At 62.1% G+C, this 23,631-nt stretch carries 18 protein-coding genes and 1 riboswitch; of the genes, 16 read left to right on the top strand and 2 right to left on the bottom strand.

Going from position 1 to position 23,631, the window contains the following annotated elements:
* Window positions 1–861 carry a substrate-binding periplasmic protein gene (locus AB3X99_RS16510; RefSeq protein ID WP_368617529.1) on the top strand — a complete coding sequence of 287 codons (861 nt, stop codon included), beginning with the start codon at window positions 1–3 and terminating at the stop codon, window positions 859–861.
* A gap of 30 nt (window positions 862–891) precedes the next feature.
* Here AB3X99_RS16510 and AB3X99_RS16515 read toward each other — a convergent pair whose 3' ends face one another.
* The gene (locus AB3X99_RS16515) at window positions 892–2,058 is read right to left on the bottom strand and encodes a GGDEF domain-containing protein (RefSeq protein ID WP_368617530.1); all 1,167 of its coding nucleotides are present in this window, start codon (window positions 2,056–2,058) and stop codon (window positions 892–894) included.
* 305 nt (window positions 2,059–2,363) lie between these two features.
* Here AB3X99_RS16515 and AB3X99_RS16520 point away from each other — a divergent pair, with 305 nt between their 5' ends.
* The 14 genes from AB3X99_RS16520 (at window position 2,364) to atzF (ending at window position 21,989) form a co-directional block, all read left to right on the top strand.
* Window positions 2,364–5,261: an EAL domain-containing protein gene (locus tag AB3X99_RS16520; RefSeq protein ID WP_368617531.1), complete on the top strand. Its 2,898-nt coding sequence runs from the start codon at window positions 2,364–2,366 to the stop codon at window positions 5,259–5,261.
* A gap of 98 nt (window positions 5,262–5,359) precedes the next feature.
* The gene (locus AB3X99_RS16525) at window positions 5,360–6,052 is read left to right on the top strand and encodes a DUF1223 domain-containing protein (RefSeq protein WP_368617532.1); all 693 of its coding nucleotides are present in this window, start codon (window positions 5,360–5,362) and stop codon (window positions 6,050–6,052) included.
* A gap of 150 nt (window positions 6,053–6,202) precedes the next feature.
* Window positions 6,203–7,315: a beta-propeller fold lactonase family protein gene (locus AB3X99_RS16530; RefSeq protein WP_069262100.1), complete on the top strand. Its 1,113-nt coding sequence runs from the start codon at window positions 6,203–6,205 to the stop codon at window positions 7,313–7,315.
* 128 nt (window positions 7,316–7,443) lie between these two features.
* Window positions 7,444–9,468 (top strand): FAD-dependent oxidoreductase, encoded by a 2,025-nt coding sequence (locus AB3X99_RS16535; protein WP_368617533.1) that lies wholly within the window; start codon window positions 7,444–7,446, stop codon window positions 9,466–9,468.
* Window positions 9,469–9,508: 40 nt separating this feature from the next.
* On the top strand, window positions 9,509–9,955 hold the full coding sequence (locus AB3X99_RS16540; protein ID WP_368617534.1) for a nuclear transport factor 2 family protein: 447 nt from the start codon (window positions 9,509–9,511) through the stop codon (window positions 9,953–9,955).
* On the top strand, window positions 9,952–10,779 hold the full coding sequence (locus tag AB3X99_RS16545) for an enoyl-CoA hydratase-related protein (protein WP_368617535.1): 828 nt from the start codon (window positions 9,952–9,954) through the stop codon (window positions 10,777–10,779). The genes AB3X99_RS16540 and AB3X99_RS16545 overlap by 4 nt, the downstream gene beginning before the upstream one ends.
* 174 nt (window positions 10,780–10,953) lie before the next feature.
* Window positions 10,954–11,838, top strand: a complete 885-nt coding sequence (locus AB3X99_RS16550) for a dienelactone hydrolase family protein (RefSeq protein ID WP_368617536.1) — start codon at window positions 10,954–10,956, stop codon at window positions 11,836–11,838.
* Between the two features lie 321 nt (window positions 11,839–12,159).
* A riboswitch (guanidine-I (ykkC/yxkD leader) is annotated at window positions 12,160–12,259 on the top strand.
* A 58-nt stretch (window positions 12,260–12,317) separates the two neighbouring features.
* Complete coding sequence (locus tag AB3X99_RS16555) at window positions 12,318–13,388, top strand: putative urea ABC transporter substrate-binding protein (RefSeq protein WP_368617537.1); 1,071 nt, start codon at window positions 12,318–12,320, stop codon at window positions 13,386–13,388.
* Window positions 13,389–13,421: 33 nt separating this feature from the next.
* Window positions 13,422–14,237 carry an ABC transporter permease gene (locus tag AB3X99_RS16560; RefSeq protein ID WP_069262094.1) on the top strand — a complete coding sequence of 272 codons (816 nt, stop codon included), beginning with the start codon at window positions 13,422–13,424 and terminating at the stop codon, window positions 14,235–14,237.
* Entirely contained in the window at window positions 14,234–15,022 is a 789-nt protein-coding gene (locus AB3X99_RS16565) for an ABC transporter ATP-binding protein (RefSeq protein WP_368603135.1), read from the top strand. The genes AB3X99_RS16560 and AB3X99_RS16565 overlap by 4 nt, the downstream gene beginning before the upstream one ends.
* A gap of 13 nt (window positions 15,023–15,035) precedes the next feature.
* Window positions 15,036–15,740, top strand: a complete 705-nt coding sequence (locus AB3X99_RS16570; protein WP_368617538.1) for an urea amidolyase associated protein UAAP1 — start codon at window positions 15,036–15,038, stop codon at window positions 15,738–15,740.
* A gap of 14 nt (window positions 15,741–15,754) precedes the next feature.
* Complete coding sequence (locus AB3X99_RS16575; RefSeq protein WP_069262091.1) at window positions 15,755–16,396, top strand: urea amidolyase associated protein UAAP2; 642 nt, start codon at window positions 15,755–15,757, stop codon at window positions 16,394–16,396.
* A 172-nt stretch (window positions 16,397–16,568) separates the two neighbouring features.
* The gene (gene uca / locus AB3X99_RS16580; RefSeq protein ID WP_368617539.1) at window positions 16,569–20,168 is read left to right on the top strand and encodes an urea carboxylase; all 3,600 of its coding nucleotides are present in this window, start codon (window positions 16,569–16,571) and stop codon (window positions 20,166–20,168) included.
* 18 nt (window positions 20,169–20,186) lie between these two features.
* A complete protein-coding gene (atzF, locus tag AB3X99_RS16585; protein WP_342948125.1) occupies window positions 20,187–21,989 on the top strand; it encodes an allophanate hydrolase in 1,803 nt (600 codons plus the stop codon).
* Here atzF and AB3X99_RS16590 read toward each other — a convergent pair.
* On the bottom strand, window positions 21,986–22,963 hold the full coding sequence (locus tag AB3X99_RS16590; RefSeq protein WP_342948124.1) for a pseudouridine-5'-phosphate glycosidase: 978 nt from the start codon (window positions 22,961–22,963) through the stop codon (window positions 21,986–21,988). The two genes, atzF and AB3X99_RS16590, sit on opposite strands and share 4 nt — an antisense overlap.
* Window positions 22,964–23,284: 321 nt before the next feature.
* Here AB3X99_RS16590 and AB3X99_RS16595 point away from each other — a divergent pair, with 321 nt between their 5' ends.
* Window positions 23,285–23,629, top strand: a complete 345-nt coding sequence (locus AB3X99_RS16595) for a hypothetical protein (protein ID WP_069262087.1) — start codon at window positions 23,285–23,287, stop codon at window positions 23,627–23,629.
* Window positions 23,630–23,631: the final 2 nt, after the last annotated feature.

Genomic DNA, 23,631 nt, shown 5'->3' on the forward strand with positions numbered 1-23,631 from the left:
ATGCGCAAGGCTACGCAGGTTTTTGCATCGATATTGATAGGCGTTGCAACGTCGCTGTCCAACGCCCATGCGACTGATAGCGGCGCAATCAGCGATGTGCGCTTCGAAGGCGGAGACGGCTCGTATGCGCGCGCAATCAGGAACGGCATCACGCTCGTGATCGCCGCCGACCCGCCGTCGACCTTCCGCGACGAGAAAACACACACGTTCGACGGCGCGGATGTGCGCATCTTCCGCGAAATCACGAAGCGGCTCAAGATCACGAAGGTCACGTGGGACATCGTGCCGTTCGACGCGATGATTCCGGCACTGCTCGCCGGCCGCGCCGACGTCATCGTCGACAACCTGCACGAGAACGAGCAGCGGCTGCGCGTCGTCGCATTCACGAGCCCGGCATACTGGTACGGATCGGGCATCGCGGTGCAGCGTGGCAATCCGTCGAAGATTCATGGGTGGGACGACTTTGCCGGGCATACCGTCGGCACGGTGCGCGGAAGCTTCAATCACCAGTTGCTCGAAGGACGCAAGGACCTCAAGGAGCTCAAGCTCTACACGAGCAGCGAGGCGGAGTTCTCCGATCTGATCGCTGGGCGCATCGACGTTGCGATGGAAGACGACATCAAGATCGGGCAATTCCTGAAGCAGCATCCAGCTGCCGCAATGCAAATGGTGGCTGATTACAGGCCGCTGCCGCAGGAGTATGGATACGCGCGCTACGCGTTGCGCAAGGGCGACATCGATCTGAATAACGCGGTGTCGCGAACGCTCGACGAACTTCGCGCCGACGGAACGCTGGGATCGATCATCAGGCAGTTCGGCTATACCGACCGCAATCTCTGGTATTTCCCGGTGAAGAACTGATTTCGTCGCGTACCACGCTGCCTGTCGGTTTCAGGCAGCAAATGCGCGGTCGCAGATCTCGACGCGGTTACGGCCGAGATGCTTGGCGTGATAGAGCGCCGTGTCGGCATCGCGCGCCAGCTGCTGGATCGTTGCTTCGGCAGCGGCGAGACAGGCCACGCCGATGCTGCATGTGTATCGAATGACGGGCGCGGTGAAGCCGGGCTCAGCGATTCGCGTGCGGACCACTTCGGCCAGTTCGTGAGCCTGTTGCAGGGAGAGTGCAGGCAGCAACACGGCGAACTCTTCGCCTCCCCAGCGCGCGAGACAGGCTGACGCCGGTATTGCCGCACTGGCGCGTTCCGCGAAGTCGATCAGGACGTTGTCTCCCATATCGTGCCCATGCTCGTCGTTGACCCGCTTGAAGTGGTCGAGGTCGATCAGGAGCATGGAGAGCACGGCCCCGTTGCGCTTCGCCAGTTCACGTTCCTCTTCGAATGCGAGCGCGAGCGCGCGGCGGTTCAGCAGACCTGTCAGCGGATCGCGGTAAGACTGCCGCTCGAGCTGGATACGTAAGCGCTCCATGGCAATCAGCAGAAGACCCACTGTCACGAGCAGGGAAAACGCGGCGCCCACGGTGAGATAGAACGTCTGCATCCATTCAGGATGGAAGAGATCGGGTAGGCCCTTCGTAGCAAGACCGATGGAGATGCAGCGTGCGGCTGCGACTGCGCATTCGGCAAGAAGCAGTGCGCCAACGGCAAGCGCCGTGCGGCTGGGGCGGCCAAGGCGCAGCATCACCACGCCGTGCGTGCCGTAGAGCACCGCGAGCACCCCGGTGATCACGATCATGCGGCCCGCAATCGATGGATGGACCAACCACAGCCAGGTCATGCCGGCCGCGGCAACGGAAACGAGCAACGAGACGAAGCGCCAGCTGGGCTGGCACCCATAGAGGAGCTGGGTGCCAACGAGTCCCAGCCCCGCGCCAAAAACGATTCCGCAGTTCGCAACCAGAATCGAAAGCCAGTCCGGCACGCTGCCACGAAACGCGAGGAGGAGTACCGATACGCTGACCACCAGCGCACCCGATGCCCAATGACGGACGCCGCGTATGTTCTGAGGAAAGCTTCGGGCCAGCGAGAACAGCGCGATTGCCATGAGTCCCGGCATGACCGAAGACATCAGGATGACCGTGCGCAGATCGAAGAGCGGCATGCAGGTTCGGCGAGAGTAGGCACTGCGCCTATATAACATATCGATGTCGTCGAGCGCGATGCCAGAGTGAGGCGTGATCGATAACACACGCAAGCGTTGCATAAATTCGCGGGCAATGCCCGTCATGCGCGTGCCGGAAATTCATCGGCTCCCATTTTTACGCCCTTCAGAATTTCCGTATCCTGCCGTTACCGCATGGATGGCATGCCGTGTTGCGCGTTGTTGAAGTTGCCGGTTCCGGGAACGCGTGCGTAGATGGCGTTGTACGAGCACACATTCTCTTTGACAGCATGAGAAACCCTGGAATGGACGCAGAAAGCGAGTACGGCGAGCCGCTCAGCAACCTGCCTATGCCGGTCATCCGTTACGACGCGCAGGGCCAACGGCGCTACATGAATGGCGCAGCCGTGGCGATGATGAGGGCTGCATCCGAAGGCGCCTGCGCGACGAATGCCGAAGCCCGGGTGTTTTCGTCCGAGGCATTGCAGCAGTACCTCGATACCATTCGCGAAGTCGCGATCACCGGCGTTGCGCGCGAGCTGGAACTCCCATTCGCCGGCCTGCCGCAGACGCACGGTGAGCATTACCTCGTGCAGTTCGTAAGCCATCCGACACCGGACTCGGCTCCTGCGGTACTCGCGATCTATTTCAACATCACGGCGCGCAAACGTGCGGAGGCAAAGCTCCGTGAACGCGAGTCGTTTCTCGAATCGTTGCTCGATACGATGCCCATTCCTGTCTTTTCGAAAGACAGGGAAGGGCGGTACCTTCATCTCAATCGGGCGTTCGAAGAATTTCTTGGTGTCCCCAAGGAGCGATTCATCGGCAAGACCGTCTTTGAGACGAGTCCGCACGAGCTGGCGCAAACCTATTTCGCCATGGACGAGGAGCTGTTCGCGAAAGGCGGCATCCAGCGCTACGAATTCAAGGTCCAGAACGCCACGAAAGCGGTGCGCGACGTGGAATTCAGCAAGGCGGTTTTCCACGACGATGAGGGCCACCAGGCCGGCTTGATCGGTGCGATTCTGGACATCACCGAACGCAAGCGGGCGGAGTCCGAGCAGCGGGCTCAATACGAGAAGATCCTTCAACTCAACGGCCGCCTCGAAGACAAGGCGCGTGAACTGTCCGACGCGCGCGCCCAGTTGATGACCGTGCTCCATACCATTCCGGATCTGGTGTGGCTGAAGGACACCGCCGGCAACTTTCTGCTTTGCAATTACAGCTTCGAGCAGTTTGTCGGCAGGCCGAAAGCTGAAATTCTCGGCAAAACCGATTACGACATTTTCGATGCCGAGCTGGCGGACTACTTCCGGGAACGCGACAAGGCAGCAATCGATGCGCTGCATGTTTGCGTGAACGACGATTGGGTGGTCGCTCCGTCGACCCGCGAACGGACCTTGCTCGAAACTCGGCGTCTGCCGGTGTTCGGTGCAGGGGGGACGGTGGCGGGTGTCCTCGGCGTGGCACGCGACATGAGTGAGCGGCGCCGTTTCGAAGAAAAGCTGGCCCGCCGGGAACGCGAGTTTCGAACCCTCGTTGAAAACTCGCCCGATACGGTCGCCCGTTACGGACGGGATTGCCGACGCCTCTACGTCAATCCAACGTTCGCAGCGCTCGCCACTGGAGGAGCGCAAGCGCTGCTGGGCAGGACACCGGCTGAATACCCAGGCGGGCCAGGGTCCGTCCTCTATGAGCAGCAGCTCAGGGAAGTATTCGCCACGGCAAGCGACAGGGAATTCGAATTGGTCTGGGGGCCTGACGAAAACAAGGAACTGTGCCAGCTGATCCGCTTGACAGCGGAACTGGGTGCGGACGGCAAGGTGGAAACTGTCCTTGCCGTAGGGCGGGATATCTCGGAACTGCACGCTTCCAGAGGAAAGATCCATCGGATGGCGTATTTCGATGCGCTAACGGCGCTGCCGAATCGCGTCCTGTTCAACGAGCAATTGCGTCAGGCAATCTCGAACAGCAAGCACGGCCACTATACGGCCGTCATGATGATCGACATGGACCGCTTCAAGGGTGTCAACGACACGATGGGTCATGCGGTCGGTGACGAGTTGCTGCGTGAGGCCGCGCGTCGGCTGGTTGCCTGCGTGCGTGTGGGGGACACGGTGGCCCGCTTTGGTGGTGACGAGTTCGCCGTTCTGCTGCCGGAGACTGCCGATCGCTGCATCCTCGAGGAAATTTCCGCGAGGATCATCCGGCGGCTCGACGAACCTTTCCTGCTCGACGGCAGAGAAGTCTTCATTTCGTGCAGCGTCGGAATCGCGCTGCATCCGCTCGACAGCACCGACGCGAAAGATTTGTTGAGATACGCAGACTCCGCGATGTACCTTGCGAAGCGCTCAGGGCGCCGCGGCTTTCGCTTTTACACAAAGGACCTGACCGTCGAGGCCACGGCACGTCTTTCGCTCGAATCCGAGCTGCGGCGCGCAGTCGATCAGGGCGAGTTCGAGTTGTATTACCAGCCTCAGGTGACGCTTCGCGGTGCGCAAGTCATCGGCTCGGAAGCGTTGTTGAGATGGAATCGCCCCGGAGAAGGCTTCATTCGCCCGGATCAGTTCGTGCCGCTTGCGGAGGAAACCGGTCTTATCGTCGATCTTGGGCGGTGGGTGCTTCGCGAGGCTTGTTGCTCGGCCGTCGAATGGAATACCGGGCGTGGCCCGCGCCACAGGGTGTCGATCAATCTTTCCGCGCGACAGTTTCAGTCGCGCGACCTCGCACTGACGGTCAAGGATGTCCTCGATGAAACCGGTTGTCGACCGGAATGGCTGGAGTTCGAGATTACGGAAAGTCTGCTGCTGGAAGAGGACGACTCGGTTCTGAACGCGCTTCTCGAATTTGAAAGCATGGGTCTATCGATCGCGATCGATGATTTTGGCACCGGCTATTCCGCACTCAGCTATTTGACCCGATTCCCGATTGATACGCTCAAGATCGATCGTACGTTCGTGCAGCGAGTCACGACGGATCGGCGCCATGCCGAACTCGTGAAAGCGATCCTTTCCATCGCACGTTGCCTCGGGCAGCGGGTCGTTGCAGAAGGCGTCGAAACCATAGAGCAGGCCGCCTTTCTCGATGCCCATGGATGCGAGATTGCGCAGGGCTTTCTCTACAGCGTGCCGCTGCCAAAGCCTGCCATTGCATCGCTTCCGCGCCATCTCGATCCAGGCGCTGCGTACACGGGCAATCCGTAAGGGCGTGCGAGGCCCGACGAAATAAATTCCTTCCAGCTGTAACCGGGAAGCGCAACCGAGCGAACTAAGAGGCAGTCCTGTCGTTCTGGAGACAGATCATGTCCGTTCGGCTCGTTGCTATTGCGTTCTTTTTTCTCGTCGCGCCCGTCGTGGCCTCAGCCAGGCCGGTCGTGGTCGAGCTGTTCACCTCGGAAGGGTGCTCCTCGTGTCCGCCCGCGGATGCCTACCTTTCTGAGCTATCTCGCGAGCGCCGGGAGGTGCTTCCCCTCGCATTTCATGTGACGTACTGGGACGGCCTGGGCTGGCGCGACCCCTACTCGCTGGAAGCCGCCACGCAGCGCCAGGCCGAGTACAGCGCGCGTTTTGGTGAGAGCGCCTACACGCCCGAAATGGTGATCGACGGCCAGAAGGGACTGGTGGGTTCGAATCGACGTGCAGCCGAGGCGGCGATCGCGATCGCGCAGAAAGCGGATGAAGCAGGGGTGGATGTGAGTGGTGTGCGCCACGGCGGGACGTTATCAGTCATGGTGGGACGCGGCACCGGCCACGGTCGGGTCTTGCTGGTTGGCTATGACACCGGGCATGTCACCGACGTCGGGCGAGGCGAAAACACGGGGCGTACGCTCAGGGAGTCCAACGTCGTTCGCTCGATACAGGCCGTCGGCGAATGGACCGGCGCGCCGTTGAAACTCGAGCCTCCTTCGCCGGCCGGTGAACAGGCGGCAATCCTGATCCAGTCGACGGATGGTGCGATCATCGGCGCGGCGCGAGTGACCAACGGTGCGCCTTGAGCCGCCGGGGATGGTGCTAACAGGTCTTTCCATCGCCATTACTAAGGTGTGCTTTGTATATCGTCGAACGACGCTATGAGGGCAGAAGGAGTGCGCAGTGCAGTGGCAGTTCCCCTAACGAAGTCGTGTCTACCAGGCAAGGAGTTCGTCATGTCATTTGTCACGTTCGCTTCATCGTTTCCTTTGCGGACCATCGCGTTCGCCGCAGCGCTGGGATTCGCTTCAAGCAGCTTTGCGCAAGCCGCTTCCGAGGCCGATCCGCCCGGGGCCGTCTACGTCATGTCGAATCAGCCTTCCGGAAACTCGGTTCTCGTCTATGCTCGAGCCACAAACGGAACACTGACCTACGCGGCTACCTACCAAACCGGCGGAAAAGGAGCGGGCACGGGCGCCGATCCGTTGGGCTCGCAGGGCGCGCTGACGTTGGACTCGGGCTTTCTGCTTGCGGTGAATGCCGGCAGCAATGATGTTTCGCTTTTCGCAATCGATGGCAGCAAACTGACGCTGCTCGACAGAAAGCCGTCGGGCGGTCAGATGCCCGTCAGCGTGACGGTCAAGGGGCCGATCGCGTATGTGCTCAACGCCGGCGGCACGCCGAACATTAGCGGCTATTTTGTCGACGCACTCGGCAAGCGCCTCGTTGCGTTACCCGGCTCGCAACGGCCGCTGGCCGGCGGAACCGCCGCCCAGCCGGCGCAAGTCAGGTTCGCACCGGAAGGCAACGAATTGCTGGTGACCGAAAAGGGCACGCAACTCATTGACACGTATTCTGTCGGCTTTACCGGCTACGCCTCGACATCGACCCCTCATGCCTCGAACGGCGTTACGCCGTTCGGCTTTTCCATCACGACACGCGGATATGCAATCGTCTCCGAGGCCGGGTCCGGTTCCGTTTCCTCATACGAAGTCGAAGACGGCAAACATCTCGAGTCGATCAGCGCGGCGATCCCGCTGGGCCAGGCCGCTCCTTGCTGGCTTGTCACGACCGGCGACGGACGTTTCGCCTTTACTGCCAATGCCGGTAGCGGCACGATCAGCAGTCTGCGCATTGCCGCGGACGGGAAGATCAACCTGCTCAATGCCGCTGCTGGTACGCTCAGCGCTCCGCTCGACATGGCGCTCAGCAGTCGGAGCAAATTCCTCTATGTGCGGGAAGGCAACGGCGCCGTAAGCGGCTTTCGCGTGATGCCCGACGGCACGCTCGAACCGATTGGTTCGGTGACCGGCGTACCGCCCGGAGCCCAGGGGATCGCGGCGCGCTAGCAGCGCGCAAGTCACGTCTGATCAAAGAGACGTTATAGAGGAGGTTTTCGAAATCCTCGCATTCGCTTGATTCTCTATGCAACTGGTTGCATTATCGACCTCGCCGTCATACAACCAGTTGCATAAACATGACCAATCACTATCCCCATCTTCTGCGCCCACTCGACCTGGGCTTCACGACCTTGAAGAACCGCGTGCTGATGGGCTCCATGCACGTCGGTCTGGAGGAAGCGCCGAACGGCTTCGAACGTATGGCCGCGTTCTATGCGGAGCGCGCGCGTGGCGAAGTTGGCTTGATCGTGACCGGCGGCATCGCGCCGAACGAACGCGCGCGCCCCATGCATGGCGGCGCGATGTTGACGACAGAGGGGGAAGCCGAGCGGCACCGTACGATTACGCGCGCCGTCCACGCGGAAGGCGGCAAGATTGCGATGCAGATCCTGCATTTCGGCCGCTACTCGTACCAGCCGATGCTGGTCGCACCCAGCGCGCTGCAAGCCCCCATCAATCCGTTTACCCCTCACGCGCTGAGTGACGACGAGGTTGAAGAAACCATCGACGATTTCGTCCGCTGCGCAGCCCTCGCGCAACATGCCGGCTACGACGGCGTGGAGATCATGGGCTCCGAGGGCTACCTCATCAACGAATTCATCGCGATGCGTACCAATCATCGCACTGACCGCTGGGGCGGCAGTTACGAGAACCGCATACGTTTCGCGGTGGAGATCGTGCGCCGCGTGCGCGAGCGCGTCGGCCGCAATTTCATCATCATCTACCGGCTTTCGATGCTCGATCTGGTCGAGGGCGGCTCGACGCTGGAGGAAGTCATCCAGCTCGCACAGGCTATCGAGCAGGCGGGCGCCAGCATCATCAATACGGGCATCGGCTGGCACGAGGCGCGCATTCCCACCATCGCCACCAAGGTGCCGCGCGGCGCCTGGGCCTGGGTCACGCAGCAACTAATGGGGAAGGTCGCGGTGCCGCTCGTCGCCACCAATCGCATCAACACGCCCGAGCTCGCCGAACAGCTGCTCGCCGATGGCGCGTGCGACATGGTGTCGATGGCGCGCCCATTCCTCGCCGATGCCGAATTCGTGCGCAAGGCTCGCGAGGGCCGCGCCGACGAGATCAATACCTGCATCGGCTGCAATCAGGCTTGTCTCGACCATACATTTGCTGGCAAGGTCACGTCCTGCCTCGTCAATCCGCGCGCCTGTCACGAGACGGAAATCGTCATCCGGCCCGCCGCGCAGCCAAAGCGCGTGGCGATCGTGGGTGCGGGTCCGGCCGGTCTCGCCTGCGCGGTGACCGCGGCCAGCCGCGGTCATGCCGTTACGCTCTTCGAGGCCAGCACCGAGATCGGCGGCCAGTTCAATATCGCCAAAAAAGTGCCGGGCAAGGAAGAGTTCAATGAAACGCTGCGCTACTTCCGCCGCCAGATCGAATTGACGGGCGTCGAGCTTCGCCTCGGCACGCGTGCGAGCGCCGAAGCGCTGATGCAGGAGGGCTTCGATGAGGTGGTCGTGGCAACCGGCGTTCTGCCGCGCGAGCTGCGCATCGAAGGCGCCAGCCATGCCAAGGTGCTGGGGTATCTGGACGTGCTGCGCGACGGCAAGCCGGTGGGATCTGACGTCGCCATTGTGGGGGCTGGCGGAATCGGCTTCGACGTGGCCGAGTACCTCGTGCATGAAGGCGAGTCCGCGAGTCTCGATCCGCAAAAATTCTTCGCCGAATGGGGCGTCGATACGAACTATGCCGGACGCGGTGGATTGCGTCGGGCGGTCGTGAGTCCGGCGGCTCGCAGCGTGCATCTGCTGCAACGCAGGCGCTCGAAGGTTGGCGAGAACCTTGGCAAGACGACAGGATGGATTCACCGGACGGCCTTGAAGGCGCGCGGCGTCGGCATGTCCTCCTCGGTGGAATATCAGCGCATCGACGACGATGGGCTGCACGTGAGCATCGACGGTGTGCCGCAAATCCTCGCTGTCGAGAACGTCGTGGTTTGCGCAGGACAGGAGCCGCTGCGCGAGCTGGCGGACCAGTTGCTGGCCGCCGGCCGCAAGGTGCACGTGATCGGTGGTGCTGCCGAGGCTGCCGAACTCGACGCCAAGCGGGCCATCCATGAGGGCACCACGCTTGCCGCTTCGTTGTGAGCGCGCTGCGTTTTCCCCAGGACCTGAAAACGGACCCGATATGACTGACGCCATACTCAATCTTTCTCCCGCTGTCGCGCGGTCCCTCGCGATCTGGCATGAGCTCGTGGACAGCAAGGATCTCAGCCGGCTGGAGTCCATCGTGCATCCGGAGGCCGTTTTTCGCTCGCCGATGGCGTTCAAGCCCTACGGTCCCGCGCCCGCCTTGCTGATGGCGCTGCGTACGGTGATCACCATTTTCGGGGACTTTACCTATCATAGGCAGTTCAGCAGTGCCGACGGGCTGAACGTCGTGCTTGAGTTCAGCGCGACCGTGCAGGACAAGCAGCTCAAAGGCATCGACATGATCCGCTTCGATGAGGCGGGCCTCATCGTCGAGTTCGAAGTGATGATCCGGCCGTTCAATGCACTGCAGGTACTGGGTGCCGAGATGGGCGCGCGTCTGGCTCATGTTCTCCCCGCGTATAAAGCCGCGAGCCATCCATGAACGATCAATACTTTCGCCTCAGTAACGAAGCCGGCATCGCGCATCTTCAATTGAACCGTCCCGACCGGCTCAATGTGATGGACCCTGCGTTTTATACGGGCCTGCGCGAAATCGTGCAGGCACTCGATGCGAGCGGCGAGGTCCGCGTGCTCGTCATCAGTTCGACGGGCAAGCACTTTTCGGCCGGAATGGATTTCGAGGTGTTCGCCAACATAGCGAACGACTTCGACACCCGCAGTCCACGCAAACGCCTCGGTTTTCAGCGCGCTCTCGCAGATCTGATGGACTGCTTCGACGTGCTCGACAAGGCACGTTTCCCTGTTATCTGCGCCGTGCAGGGCGGGTGCATCGGAGGCGGCCTCGACCTTGCCGCTGCTTGCGACATTCGCGTGTGCACGGCGGACGCCTTCTTCTGCCTGCAGGAAACGCAGATCGGCATGGTGGCCGATCTGGGCGTGCTGCAACGCCTGCCCAAACTCATTCCTGCGGGCGTCGCGCGCCAGATGGCGTACACCAGCGAGCGTTTGAGCGCCGAACGGGCGCTCGCCGTGGGGCTCGTCAATGCCGTGCTGCCCGACGCCGATGCGCTCCAGCACCATGCGATGGAGCTGGCCCGCAGCATCGCATCGAAATCGCCGCTGGCTGTGGCGGGGAGCAAGACGGCGATGAACTTCGCCCGCGACCACGCAACCGCGGAGTCGCTGCAGCACATGGCCCTGCTTCAGAGCGCCATATTCGATACGGCGGACCTCTCCGAAGCCATCGCAGGCTGGCAGGCCAGGCGTGACCCGCGCTTCGATGGCTTGCCGCCGTTGCCTGACTGATCTCCCGCTCTCGCACTACGTCTGCCTATACTGGACTTCGTAAGTCAGTCACGCGAACCAGTACTGAAGAAGAGGCGCGTCATGTCGAGAACAAGCAAAACTCTGCTCGTCCGAATCGCATTGATCTGCGTGTGCAGCTGCCTCGCGAACGCCTCACGCGCGCAGGTGACGCGAATGGAGGTCATCCCGATTCCGTCCGTGACGCTCACGGACCAGGAATTTCTGAGCGGGCGCGAGGATGGCAAACCTGTTACGGTGGCTGGCGAACTTCGGCTTCCCCGAAACGGTACTGACCGGCTTCCGCTCGTCATCCTGCTGCATGCGTCCGGCGGAATCGGCAGCAGCATCACCGACTGGGAGGAGTATTTTCTATCGCTCGGTGTCGCGACTTTCGTAATCGACAGCTTCTCCGGCCGAGGTATCGTCAACACGATCAACGATCAAGCGCAACTCGGCCGCCTGGCACAGACCGAGGATGCCTATCGCGCCATTGCGACGCTTTCGAAGCACCCGAGAATCGACCCGAACCGGATCATGCTCATGGGCTTCTCGCGTGGAGGGCAAAACGCGCTCTATGCAAGCCTGAACCGGTTCCAGAAGATGCACGCCCAACCCGGCACCCAGTTCGCGGCGTTCGTCGCTTTCTATCCCGACTGTACCTCCACGTATCTCGAAGACGAGGATGTCGTTGGCAAACCAGTGCGTATTTTCCAGGGGACTGCAGACAACTACAATCCCGTCGCGCCATGCCGTGCCTATGTGGAACGTCTGAGAACGAAACTGCATGACGTCCAGTTGACCGAGTACGTCGGCGCCAGTCACTTCTTTGACGCGCGAGCGCTCAGGCAACCCCAGCAGCTATCGCAGGCACAGACCACACGAAACTGCCGGACGGTCGAGGTCGAAAACGGACTGCTCGTCGACGCCACAACGAAGCAACCGTTTAGTTATAGCGATGCGTGTATTGAGCGCGGGACAACCATCGCATACGACGAAAACGCGGCGGCCAGTGCCAAAGAAGCCGTCGGCGGAATCGTCAGGGCCGTGCTGAAGCCATAGGTTCACTGTGACCGGGTCGAAGGCCGGGAGCTTCGCCAGTCCCGAAACGGAATTTCACATCGGGCGACGAAAGGCCGTGGCGCAAGCCCGTACTGCCGTCGGCCGCATAGAATTCGCGCGGTTTGGGTTCGAACCGCGATACGAATGGCCCGTCGCAGTGCCCGAAACGGGTGCGCCGCGACGCATATTAGTGCACGTTGTTACCGGCGCAGGGCGAAGAAACGCCTTCCACGCCACAAAGCCGTGCCTGGGTTCATTGGCACGCTTCTCGCTTTAAGGAGTGGGCAAGGAGCCGGCGCAGCATCCGGTTCAGACAATCTGGAAATGGACAGCTAGGGTTCCGGCCTGCTTCTCGCAGGTGCTGGTCCGAGAGCTGGCGACCTCAGGCGAGGTTACACGGCGGGATAAAAGCCCGGGAGAGAACGCGATGTTTGCGCTGCTCCCTGCCGTTGCTAACCGTCCCTTTCGAGGTCAACCTCATGCGCAAGCTCGTTCGCTGTCTTGGCATCGCCGCCGTCTCCCTCGCCACCTTCGCTTCAAGTTCCGTGTTCGCTGCGGGCCGCAGCGACTTCAAGGTTTGCTGGACCATCTACGCCGGCTGGATGCCGTGGGGCCAGGCAAAAACCCAGGGCATCATCTCTAAGTGGGCCACGAAGTACGGCATCAAGATCGATGTCGTCCAGCTGAACGACTACGTCGAATCCATCAATCAGTACACGGCTGGCAAGTTCGACGGCTGCGCAATGACCAACATGGACGCGCTCACCATCCCGGCTTCGGGCGGCGCCGATTCGACTGCGCTGATCGTGAGCGATTACTCGAACGGCAACGACGGCGTGCTCATGAAGGGCAAGGGCAGGCAGATCGCCGACCTGAAAGGCCAGCAGGTCAATCTCGTGCAGTTCTCGGTCTCTCACTACCTGCTCGCACGCGCTTTGGAAAGCGCCCATATGAGCGAGCGCGATCTCAAGGTCGTGAACACATCCGACGCCGATATCTCGGGCGCATTCGCGACGCCGACTGTTCACAACGCGGTGACGTGGAACCCGATGCTCGCCGATCTGAAGGCGCAGCCGAACGTTACCGAAGTCTTCGATTCGAGCAAGATTCCCGGCGAAATCATGGACATGATGGTCGTCAACACGAAGACGCTGCAAGAGAACCCGGTGCTCGGCAAGGCGCTGACGGGCGCATGGTTCGAAATGGTTGCGCTGATGCACAGCAATTCGGCGGCGAGCACCAGCGCGCTGACGTCGATGGCGAAGGCCTCCGGTACCGACCTTGCGAACTTCAAGGGGCAGCTGTCGACCACCGCGCTCTTTTACACACCTCAGGCGGCAGTCGCTTTCGTCACGAGCCCGGACATGCCGAAGATCATGACGCGCGTCGCGAAGTTCTCCTTTGACCACGGTCTGCTCGGCCAGGATGCAAAGAGCGCGGATTCCGTGGGCATGGCATTCGACAAGAATGTGATCGTCGGCGACAAGAACAACGTCAAGCTGCGTTTCGACCCGAGCTACGTCGAGATGGCGGCCGCGGGCAAGCTCTGAGACTGATTTCGAAGCCACAACCAGGCGGTCACCATGCGACTCATCAATCGACATCCGAGCCGGATCGGCAGCATGATGCTGCTCCTGCTGCCGTTCGTCGTGCTGTTTGCCGTGTATTTCACGGGATCTGCGCAGCGGCTCAAGCTCAATCCCGACGACAAGCTGCTTCCGAGCGCGGCGCAAATGAGCGATGCCGTGAGATTGGTCGCATTCACCGAAGACAAGCGCACGGGGGAATATCTGTTGTGGGACGACACGCTGTCGAGCTTGCGACGACTGGGTATCGGTCTCGTCGTGAGCGCGGTAATCGCGCTGGTGGCCGCTATCGCGACCGGCTCGTTTCCGCTCGTCAGCGCAACGCTCTCGCCATTCATCACCGTCGTCTCGATGGTGCCTCCACTGGCCGTGCTGCCGATTCTTTTCATCGTCTTCGGGCTCGATGAGCTATCGAAGGTCGTGCTCATCGTTTTCGGCATCACGCCGATGATCATTCGGGACCTGCATGCCCGTGCCCGCGAGATACCCGCCGAGCTGTGGGTCAAGGCGCAGACGTTGGGGGCCACGAGCTGGACGGTGATTCTGCGTCTGGTTTTGCCCCAACTCCTGCCGCGCCTGCTGGTGGCGATGCGGCTTTCGCTCGGAGCTGCATGGCTCTTTCTCATCGCCGCCGAAGCGATCGCATCGACGGACGGCCTGGGCTATCGCATCTTCCTCGTGCGCCGCTACCTCTCCATGGATCTGATTCTGCCGTACGTCGCCTGGATCACGCTGCTCGCGTGGCTCACCGATGAACTGCTTCGCCGCATCACGCAGTGGTCCTTCCCCTGGTACGGCGGAGGTGGGCGATGATCGAAGTCCGTAATGTATGGAAAGAGTACGGCGACCAGGTGGTTCTGGAACGTTTGAATCTGACGATCCAGGAGGGCGAGTTCTGTTCGATGGTCGGCGCGTCCGGCTGCGGAAAGTCGACGTTTTTGCGGCTGCTGCTGGGTCAGGAGCAAGTGACGCGCGGCGAGATCCTGCTGGACGGTCAACCGCTGCCGGGCGAGCCGGATGCCCATCGTGGCGTGGTGTTTCAACGCTACTCGGTGTTCGAGCACCTGAGCGTATTGCGCAACGTGATGCTGGGACTGGAGCTTCCGAAAGCGAAGCTCACGGGCAGACTCTTCGGGGCGCAGCGGCGCGCCGCGCGAGACGAGGCGGCCGCCATGCTCGAGCGGGTGGGGCTCGGTGCGGCCTTGAACAAGTACCCGCAGCAACTCTCCGGCGGTATGCAGCAACGCCTCGCCATCGCACAGGCCCTGATGATGAAGCCGCGCGTCCTGCTGCTCGACGAGCCGTTTGGCGCACTCGACCCCGGTATCCGCAAGGACATGCACACGCTGCTCTCGGACCTGTGGCGCGAAGCGAAGCTGACCATTTTCATGGTTACGCATGACCTCAAAGAGGGCTTCACGTTGGGAAGCCGCGTGCTGGTTTTCGACAAGGTCCGCGTGGACCCCCAGGCGCCGGGTGCCTACGGAGCCCGTGTCACCTACAACATTCCACTCGACCGCAGCCGCGAATCGGTGTCCGCGGTGCATCTGGCGCGCGCGGCCGTTCAAGGCGCGTCCAGCATCGAAGCGGTCTCATGAAGGGAACTCGAACATGAAGTTATTGCTTGAAGAAACCGTACCGGGCGGGGGCCATACCTCGCTCATCGTGAAGCGCGGGCAATCGCTGCGCGTGACCGACCTGCACGGTGGCGCCAATGTCAGCGTCATGATGGTCAATGCAACGGAGAAGAGCGAGCGACTGAATCTCCCGGATTCGCTGAAGTGCCAGCACACTGCAAAGCTCACGAGGGGGCACTGCCTGTACTCCGATATGGGGCGTGTTCTCGCTGCCATCGTCGACGACACATGCGGGTGGCACGACAGCATCGGTGGTGTCTCGAACGCCGACGAGGTCACGGCGCGGTATGGCGCTGGCCGTTATCAGGAACTGCGCAACGCGTTCTACCGGAATGGCACGGACAACTTGCTCGTCGAGATGGGCAAGTGGGGCCTCGAGATCTCAGACCTGCTGATGACGCTCAATCTTTTCAGCCGCGTTGATGTCACGAGCGAAGGAGAGCTGAATTTCGTGAGCCACAACTCGAAGGCCGGCGACTACGTCGAACTGTATGCGCCGATGAACACGCTTGTCGTGCTCACCGCGATTCAGCACCCGCTCGACCCGAACCCTGAATATGCGCCCAAAGCGGTGAAACTCGAATTGAGCGAGGCGCAGCCTGGTGTGGCTGAAGTGTGCCGTACCGCATGCGAGGAAAACGTGCGCGGCTTTATCAACACAGAGCGATTCTTTCTTTGAGCGGAGGCCACTTCATGATGAGCACGCTTGTCGTCAGCGACAAACAGCCCGAGAGCGCGGTCTACCGCGAGACGGTGGCCGCGGGTGAGCCCTGGCTTCACGAAGTGAAGGCGGGCCAGACACTGCGCATCGTCGATCTGGAGGGCAACCAGGCGGTCGATACGCTGTTCTACAGCCTCGCCGATCCGCGCGAGCGCTTTGACCCACAACGCACGCTGCGTCGGCAGAAGAGGCTCTACCTGACGGCCGGCTCGGTGTTGTACTCGAATCTCGGCAATCCGATGCTGACCGTCGTTGCCGATACCTGCGGACGCCACGATACGCTCGGCGGTGCCTGCGCACAGGAGAGCAACACCGTGCGCTATGCGCTGGGAAAGCGCTATATGCACAGCTGCCGCGACAACTTCCTGCGCGCTTGCGCGCATGACGGCCGCCTCTCGAAGCAGGACATCGGCGCGAACGTCAACTTCTTCATGAATGTGCCCGTGACGGCGGAAGGGGGCCTCACCTTCGAAGACGGCATTTCCGCACCGGGGAAGTACGTCGAGCTGCGTGCCGAGATGGACGTGATCGTGCTGATTTCCAACTGCCCCCAGTTGAACAATCCGTGCAACGCCTACAACCCGACGCCCGCGGAGCTGCTGATATGGGACTGAAGCATCTCCGCAGCTGGATCTCGTTCGCCATGCTCGTGCGCGCGGGACGTCATTTCACGCTCACGCGCGAAGCGCTGACTCAGGCAGATCGCTGACGCGAATACGGCCGTGGACGACCGCGGCTCGCATCTCCCACGGCGGGACGGCCCGCCTCTGAATCAAGATTCCTTCCATGTTCGAGAAGATTCTTATCGCCAATCGTGGCGCTATCGCGTGCCGGATTCTCAGAACGCTGCGCGAACTCGATGTCACCGGAGTCTCCGTTTTTGCGGAGGCGGATAGAGCGAGCCGTCATGTAAGCGAGGCTCCCGTCGCGCACTGCCTGGGCGACGGGCCCGCGGCAATGACCTATCTCGAGACGAAAAAAATCCTCGAGATCGCTCGCCGCGAGGGCGTGCAGGCCATTCATCCCGGGTATGGATTCCTCTCCGAGAACGCCGCCTTTGGCGAGGCTTGCGAAGCGGCAGGGATTGCATTCATCGGGCCCACGCCCGCGCAGTTGCGCGCCTTCGGCCTGAAGCACACGGCGCGCGAAATCGCGGAGAAGGAGGGCGTGCCGATGCTCAGGGGCACCGGCTTGCTCGGTGACCTGATGGCGGGGCTGGAAGCGGCGGAAGTCATCGGCTATCCGGTGATGTTGAAGAGCACGGCCGGCGGCGGCGGTATCGGCATGCGTGTGTGCTGGAATGCAGCCGAACTCAGTGCGCATTTCGATGCCGTGAAGCGGCTCGGTGAAAACAATTTCAGCGACTCCGGCGTTTTCCTCGAAAAGTACATCGAGCGGGCGCGACATCTTGAAGTGCAGGTCTTCGGAGACGGCACGGGCGATGCCATCGCACTCGGCGTGCGCGACTGCTCTGTGCAGCGGCGCAACCAGAAAGTGCTCGAGGAAACGCCCGCGCCGTGCTTGCCGGACGGGATTTCCGAGGCACTCTGTGCGGCTGCCGTGAAGCTCGCGAAGGCGGTGGACTATCGCTCCGCCGGCACCGTCGAGTTCGTGTACGACAGCGCCGCCGAGCAGTTCTACTTCCTCGAAGTCAACACGCGCCTGCAGGTGGAGCACGGCGTAACGGAGCAGGTGTGGGGTGTCGACCTCGTGCGCTGGATGATCGAGCTGGCAGCGGGCACGCTCGAGCCGTTGCATGAACTCGCAGCGAAGCTGACGCCGCGCGGCCATGCGATTCAGGCGCGGCTCTATGCAGAAGACCCCGGCCGGGACTTCAAGCCCAGCCCCGGCCTGCTGACCGACGTCGCGTTCCCGCCAGCCGACGGTCGCGCGCTACGTATCGACACGTGGATCGAAGCCGGCTGCGAAGTGCCGCCGTACTTCGACCCCATGCTCGCCAAGGTGATTGCCTGGTCCCCGACTCGCGACGAGGCGCGCAGCGCGCTCAAGGACGCGCTCCAGGACACGTGCATTTACGGCGTGGAGACGAACCGCGACTATCTGCGTCAGATCCTGGACGACAAGCCGTTTGCATCGGGCGAACCATGGACCCGGTGCCTCGAGGGACTCAAGTACGAGGCCAGTACGGTCGAAGTCGTCAGCGGCGGTACGCAGACGACGGTCCAGGATTTCCCCGGCCGTCTCGGATACTGGGCAGTCGGCATTCCGCCTTCCGGGCCGATGGATGATCGCGCCATGCGGCTGGGCAACCGCCTGCTTGGCAACGCCCCCGATGCCGCCGCGCTCGAAATCACGATGAGCGGCCCGACGCTGCGTTTCAATACCGACGCGGTCGTTGCCATCACGGGGGCGGACATTCCCGTACTGCTCGGCGACGTCAAGCAACCGTTGAATACGAGCCTCTTTGTCCCGGCAGGCTCGACGTTGTCGCTCGGCACCATTCGCGGCGCCGGCGCACGCGCTTATCTGTGCGTACGCGGCGGCCTGGACGTCGGCGTGTATCTCGGCAGCCGCAGCACCTTCACGCTCGGTCAGTTCGGCGGGCATGGCGGGCGCGCAATACGCGCAGGTGACGTACTTCACCTCTATCCGCTCGAGAATCCTCAGTTTGGCAAGACGCTGAATGCCGTGCCGAAGCTCGAAGACGTGCGGAGCCTCCGCGTGATCTATGGTCCGCATGGCGCGCCAGAGTACTTCAGCTCGCGCTATATCGAAAGGTTTCTGGACACGGATTGGGAAGTTCACTTCAACTCGAGCCGTACCGGTGTGCGCCTGATCGGGCCGAAGCCGGAATGGGCACGCGAAGACGGCGGCGAGGCCGGGCTGCACCCGTCGAATATTCATGATAATCCCTATGCGGTCGGCGCCATCGATTTCACGGGCGACATGCCCGTGATTCTCGGCCCCGATGGACCGAGTCTTGGCGGCTTCGTCTGTCCGGTGACCATCATCGAGGCCGACCTCTGGCACATCGGGCAACTGAAGGCCGGCGACAAGATCCGCTTCGTTCCGGTGGAGGTAGAAGAGGCGCGTGAAGCCGCACGTCAACGCGCCCGCGAACTGGAAAGCCTGGAGGTCGAGTCGAACGCGTCGACCTGCAAACGCTCGTCCCTGACCTCGCCCATCGTGCTCGACCTGGGTTCGGCCGGCGAGCGGCTCGTTGCGCGCGTGTCCGGTGACACGCATCTGCTGCTCGAGATTGGGCCCGCCGAGCTGGACCTCGTCTCGCGCTTTCGTGGACACGCGCTCATGCAGTCTCTCGAGGCCATGGCGCTTCCCGGCGTCGTCGATCTGACGCCTGGCATCCGTTCCCTCCAGATTCACTATCGACCGGAGCAACTGGCGCTCGCGCAATTGCTGGATGTCGTACGTCAGGCGTGGGGGCAGGTCTTGCTGAAGAAGGATTTGCGCGTGCCGTCGCGGATCGTGCACATTCCGCTCTCCTGGGATGACCCGGCGTGCCAGCTCGCGATTGAAAAATACATGACTACGGTGCGCAAAGATGCGCCGTGGTGCCCGAGCAACCTCGAGTTCATTCGCCGGATCAACGACCTCGAATCCATCGATGCCGTCAAAGAGATCGTGTTCGACGCGAGCTATCTCGTGATGGGTCTCGGTGACGTCTACCTGGGTGCACCCGTTGCGACCCCGCTCGATCCGCGTCATCGCCTCGTGACGACCAAATACAACCCGGCTCGTACGTGGACCGCGGAGAACTCGGTCGGCATCGGCGGCGCGTATCTGTGCGTGTACGGCATGGAAGGGCCCGGCGGCTATCAATTCGTCGGCCGCACGCTGCAGATGTGGAATCGCTATCGCAAGGTCGCGGATTTCGCCGGTCAGCACTATTTGCTGCGCTTCTTCGACCAGATTCGCTTCTACGAAGTGTCGGCCGACGAATTGCTTCGCATCCGCGCCGATTTTCCGCTTGGGCGTTATCCGTTGAAGATTGAGGAGTCGGAACTCTCGCTGCCGGATTATCAAGCGTTTCTCGAGAGCGAAGCCGACAGCATCGGCAAGTTTCGTTCGCGACAGCAGGCGGCCTTCCAGGCCGAGCGCGAGCGTTGGCGCGAAGCGGGCACCCCTGAAGAGGCAATTGAGGCACCGGACGCGGAGGACGCCCAACTGGCTCCGTTGGAAGACGGGCAGGTATCCGTGGACTGTGAAATCGCCGGCAGCCTCTGGCAGGTGAAGGTGAAGACGGGAGACGTCGTTGCTGCGGGCGACGTATTGCTCATTGTCGAGTCGATGAAGATGGAGATTTCGGTGTTCGCCTCCTGTGCGGGGACCGTCGGCGAGATTTACGTGGCCCCTGGCTCGCCCGTGCGCGCAGGGCAACGAGTCGCAGTCATTGAACGCCATTAAGTACAAGGACAGAAAATCATGCCGACATTCGATCTGCGGCTTTCCACGCTTCGCAGCGCGTATCGTGACGGGCGCCTCACGCCGCGCACGCTCGTGACTGAACTGCTCGGAAAAGCGAGCGCGCTGAATCCGGAGTTCAATCTCTTCATTCATCTACTGACCGAAAGCGAAGTCGCGCCATACCTCGACTGGCTCGAGAAGCAGGACTTCGAGCGTCTGCCGTTGTACGGCGTCCCGTTCGCGATCAAGGACAACATCGACCTTGCAGGAGTCCAAACGACCGCCGCGTGCCCCGCCTTCGCGTACATGCCAAAGGAGTCCGCGACGCTCGTCAGCCAGCTGATTTCGCTTGGCGCCATCCCGATCGGGAAGACCAATCTCGACCAGTTCGCGACGGGTCTGAACGGCACGCGTTCGCCATACGGCAAATGCCGCAACAGCGTGCATCCTGACTACCCGTCGGGTGGTTCCAGCGCGGGTTCATCGCTTGCCGTTGCATTGGGCGTGGCGAGTTTCGCGCTCGGTACCGACACGGCGGGGTCGGGACGTGTGCCTGCCGGCCTGAACAATCTCATCGGACTCAAGCCGACCAAAGGCATCCTGTCGACGGCGGGTGTCGTCCCGGCCTGCCGCACACTCGATTGCGTGACCTACTTCACGGCAACGGCCGGCGAGGCCAGTGAGCTTCTCTCATTGACCGCACAAACCGACGTTCGCGATGCATACAGTCGCAGAAACCCGCAATGGAACTCGGCAAGGGGGTTCGGCAAGCCTACGTCGTTCCGGTTCGGGGTTCCGGCGCGTCTTGAATTTGCGGGATGCGCTGAGAGTCCGGAATTGTTCGCAAGCGCGCGTGCGCGTCTGGAAGCAGCAGGCGGCGAGGCAGTGGAGATCGATTTCGAGCCCTTTGTCGAGGCCGCGAATCTCCTTTATCAGGGCCCGTGGGTTGCGGAACGCTACAGCGTGGCCGGCGAGTTGATGTCAGCGACGCCAGACGCCGTGCTTCCCGTTATTCGGAACGTGCTGGCCAAGGCGCCGGGCGCGACGGCGGTCGAACTGTTTCGCGCGCAGTATCGTCTGCAGGCGTTGAAGGCGATCTGCGATGCGGTGCTCGATTCATTGGACTTCGTGCTGACGCCGACGTATCCGCGTCCTGTGACGCTCGCTGAACTGGAGAAGGACCCGATTGGGCCGAACTCATTGCTCGGCTACTACACGAACTTCATGAATCTGCTCGATTACGCGGCCGTCGCCACGCCGACAGCGTTCATGAAGAACGGGCTCCCGTGGGGCGTGACGGTCTTTGGCCGCGCGTTCACCGACCAGTATCTGCTGGGGGTTGCCGATGTGTTGCACACGGCGAGTGGCATCGAATGTGTTGGCGGAAGCCGCCCGGAGCCTTCCGCCAGGCGAGTCGCGGCCAACGACCGGATTCGCGTCGCGGTGTGCGGTGCTCACATGCAAGGGCTGCCGTTGAACAAGGACCTGGTTTCGCGAGGCGCGCGACGCATGCAGGTAACGCATACGGCTGCCCATTATCGGCTGGCCGCGCTGCCGCCTTCCGCGGACGGCACCCGACGCCCGGGATTGTGGCGAGTTGCCGGGAACGGCTCCGAGATCGCGGTCGAAGTCTGGGACATGCCGAGCGTCGAGTTAGGCTCGTTCATGGCAACCGTGCCGTCTCCGCTGGTGCTGGGGAAGGTCGAATTGTCGGACGGCTCGTGGGTGACCGGCTTCTTGTGCGAACCCTATGGCGTGAAGTCGGGAACCGATATCTCCGGATTCGGCGGATGGCGTGCATGGCTCGCGAGCGAGCGCTAGCCCGATTGACCCTGCGAGATGGAACGCTCGTCGCGACATCCAGTGCACAACCTGTGTGCCAACGCCAGCGCCAGTCGTGCCCCGACCTCGGCGTTGTGTTTCACGATCGCGATGTTCGTCGCCAGACTGCGTCCACCCGTGAGTGCCGTGATGCGAGACAGAAGGAAGGGCGTCACGGCCTTACCTGTGATGCCTTGTGCCCTGGCCTCAGTCAGCGCCTGCTGAGTCAGCGCGTCGATCTCTGCGGACGGCATTGCTGATGCCTCCGGCACCGGCGTGCTCAACACTACGCCGCCCTCGAGGCCCAGGTTCCACTTGGTGCGGATGAAGCGCGCCTGGTCCGCTGCGTCGTCCAGCCGGAAGTCCGCCCGAAAGCCGCTATCGCGCGTGTAGAACGCCGCGAAATTGTCCTGCCCGCAACTGAGCACCGGCACGCCGTAAGTCTCCAGGTATTCCAGTGTGAGCCCGATGTCCAGGACGGACTTCGCACCGGCACACACCACCGCCACCGAGGTCTTTGCCAATTCCTGCAGGTCGGCCGAGATGTCGAAGGTTTCCTGCGCGCCCCGGTGCACGCCGCCAATGCCTCCGGTGACGAAGACCTCGATGCCGGCCAGCGCGGCACATATCATCGTGCCAGCCACTGTCGTGGCACCGAGCCCGCCGGCGGCCAGCACAGCCGGCAGGTCGCGGCGGCTAACTTTGTGTACATGCTCAGAGCGGCCGAGCAGTTCCAGTTCGTCGTCAGCAAGTCCGATGTGAATTCGCCCCCCGATCAGTGCAATCGTCGCGGGTTCGGCTCCCGTCGCGCGGACCAGGGCCTCCACTTCGCGCGCAGTGCGAATATTCTCCGGATAGGGCATGCCGTGAGCGATGATGCTCGACTCGAGCGCGACAAGCGGGCGGCCGGCGGCCTTTGCAGCGGCTACAGCCGCGCTGAACGTCAACCAGGAGTGTGCGAGGTCGGCAACCATGTCTTTGCGCCTTCGGGTATCGTGGACTCGAGTATGCCGCATGGGGACGCTTCACAGCGCATCGCTCGCCCGATCCACGTGCTCCAGACGAACGATCGGGCAGTCCGGGTTGCGGACAAACCCTGACCGGCGCATTGTTCACGGGAATCGAACTGAGGCTCGCCTTCGCGTGCCGATCCATTTGACAGGCGTCGCCATGTTGCAGGAACATTTTCTCTACTTTCCCAGGCGGCTGAGCATAACGACTGGCCAGGCCACGTCGACGATAGCTGGTGGCGGGAGGCGATCGGCTTCCTGCTCGCACCTTCCGGATCGGAATAGATGAGAACCCGCCCGATCCCGCCCCAGTGCGAACGCTTCTACATCCTCGACGCGAAGAACAGGCCTGTTGAGGTGTTCGACCGCAGCGAGTGGTCGCGCTGGATGGCCGAAAACGAATTGATCTTTCGCCGCACGCTGCTCGAAGAGTCCGGCGTGACGGTCACGACGCGATTTCGCGGTGTGACTGACGCGCGGACCGCCGAGCCCGCGCTCTTCGTGACGCGCATCGCCGGAATGCAAGCGCGAAAAGACAACGAGAGCTTTGGCGCAAGCACGCTCGGTGAGGCGCTCGAGTTGCACGAACGCATCGTGCAGAAGATCCTTCGGCTGCTGACCGGGCGGTGATC

Source organism: Paraburkholderia sp. BR10882 (genome assembly GCF_040948855.1).
GTDB lineage: Bacteria > Pseudomonadota > Gammaproteobacteria > Burkholderiales > Burkholderiaceae > Paraburkholderia > Paraburkholderia nodosa_A.

Bases quoted from the DNA above. Each gene is read 5' to 3' on its own strand.
- AB3X99_RS16590 (WP_342948124.1), bottom strand. From the start codon at position 22,963: ATGGTTGCCGACCTCGCACACTCCTGGTTGACGTTCAGCGCGGCTGTA.
- AB3X99_RS16525 (WP_368617532.1), top strand. From the start codon at position 5,360: ATGTCCGTTCGGCTCGTTGCTATTGCGTTCTTTTTTCTCGTCGCGCCC.
- AB3X99_RS16510 (WP_368617529.1), top strand. From the start codon at position 1: ATGCGCAAGGCTACGCAGGTTTTTGCATCGATATTGATAGGCGTTGCA.
- AB3X99_RS16550 (WP_368617536.1), top strand. From the start codon at position 10,954: ATGGAGGTCATCCCGATTCCGTCCGTGACGCTCACGGACCAGGAATTT.
- AB3X99_RS16530 (WP_069262100.1), top strand. From the start codon at position 6,203: ATGTCATTTGTCACGTTCGCTTCATCGTTTCCTTTGCGGACCATCGCG.
- AB3X99_RS16570 (WP_368617538.1), top strand. From the start codon at position 15,036: ATGAAGTTATTGCTTGAAGAAACCGTACCGGGCGGGGGCCATACCTCG.
- AB3X99_RS16515 (WP_368617530.1), bottom strand. From the start codon at position 2,058: ATGCCGCTCTTCGATCTGCGCACGGTCATCCTGATGTCTTCGGTCATG.
- AB3X99_RS16545 (WP_368617535.1), top strand. From the start codon at position 9,952: ATGAACGATCAATACTTTCGCCTCAGTAACGAAGCCGGCATCGCGCAT.
- AB3X99_RS16555 (WP_368617537.1), top strand. From the start codon at position 12,318: ATGCGCAAGCTCGTTCGCTGTCTTGGCATCGCCGCCGTCTCCCTCGCC.
- AB3X99_RS16595 (WP_069262087.1), top strand. From the start codon at position 23,285: ATGAGAACCCGCCCGATCCCGCCCCAGTGCGAACGCTTCTACATCCTC.
- atzF (WP_342948125.1), top strand. From the start codon at position 20,187: ATGCCGACATTCGATCTGCGGCTTTCCACGCTTCGCAGCGCGTATCGT.
- AB3X99_RS16565 (WP_368603135.1), top strand. From the start codon at position 14,234: ATGATCGAAGTCCGTAATGTATGGAAAGAGTACGGCGACCAGGTGGTT.
- uca (WP_368617539.1), top strand. From the start codon at position 16,569: ATGTTCGAGAAGATTCTTATCGCCAATCGTGGCGCTATCGCGTGCCGG.
- AB3X99_RS16520 (WP_368617531.1), top strand. From the start codon at position 2,364: ATGGACGCAGAAAGCGAGTACGGCGAGCCGCTCAGCAACCTGCCTATG.
- AB3X99_RS16540 (WP_368617534.1), top strand. From the start codon at position 9,509: ATGACTGACGCCATACTCAATCTTTCTCCCGCTGTCGCGCGGTCCCTC.
- AB3X99_RS16575 (WP_069262091.1), top strand. From the start codon at position 15,755: ATGATGAGCACGCTTGTCGTCAGCGACAAACAGCCCGAGAGCGCGGTC.
- AB3X99_RS16535 (WP_368617533.1), top strand. From the start codon at position 7,444: ATGACCAATCACTATCCCCATCTTCTGCGCCCACTCGACCTGGGCTTC.
- AB3X99_RS16560 (WP_069262094.1), top strand. From the start codon at position 13,422: ATGCGACTCATCAATCGACATCCGAGCCGGATCGGCAGCATGATGCTG.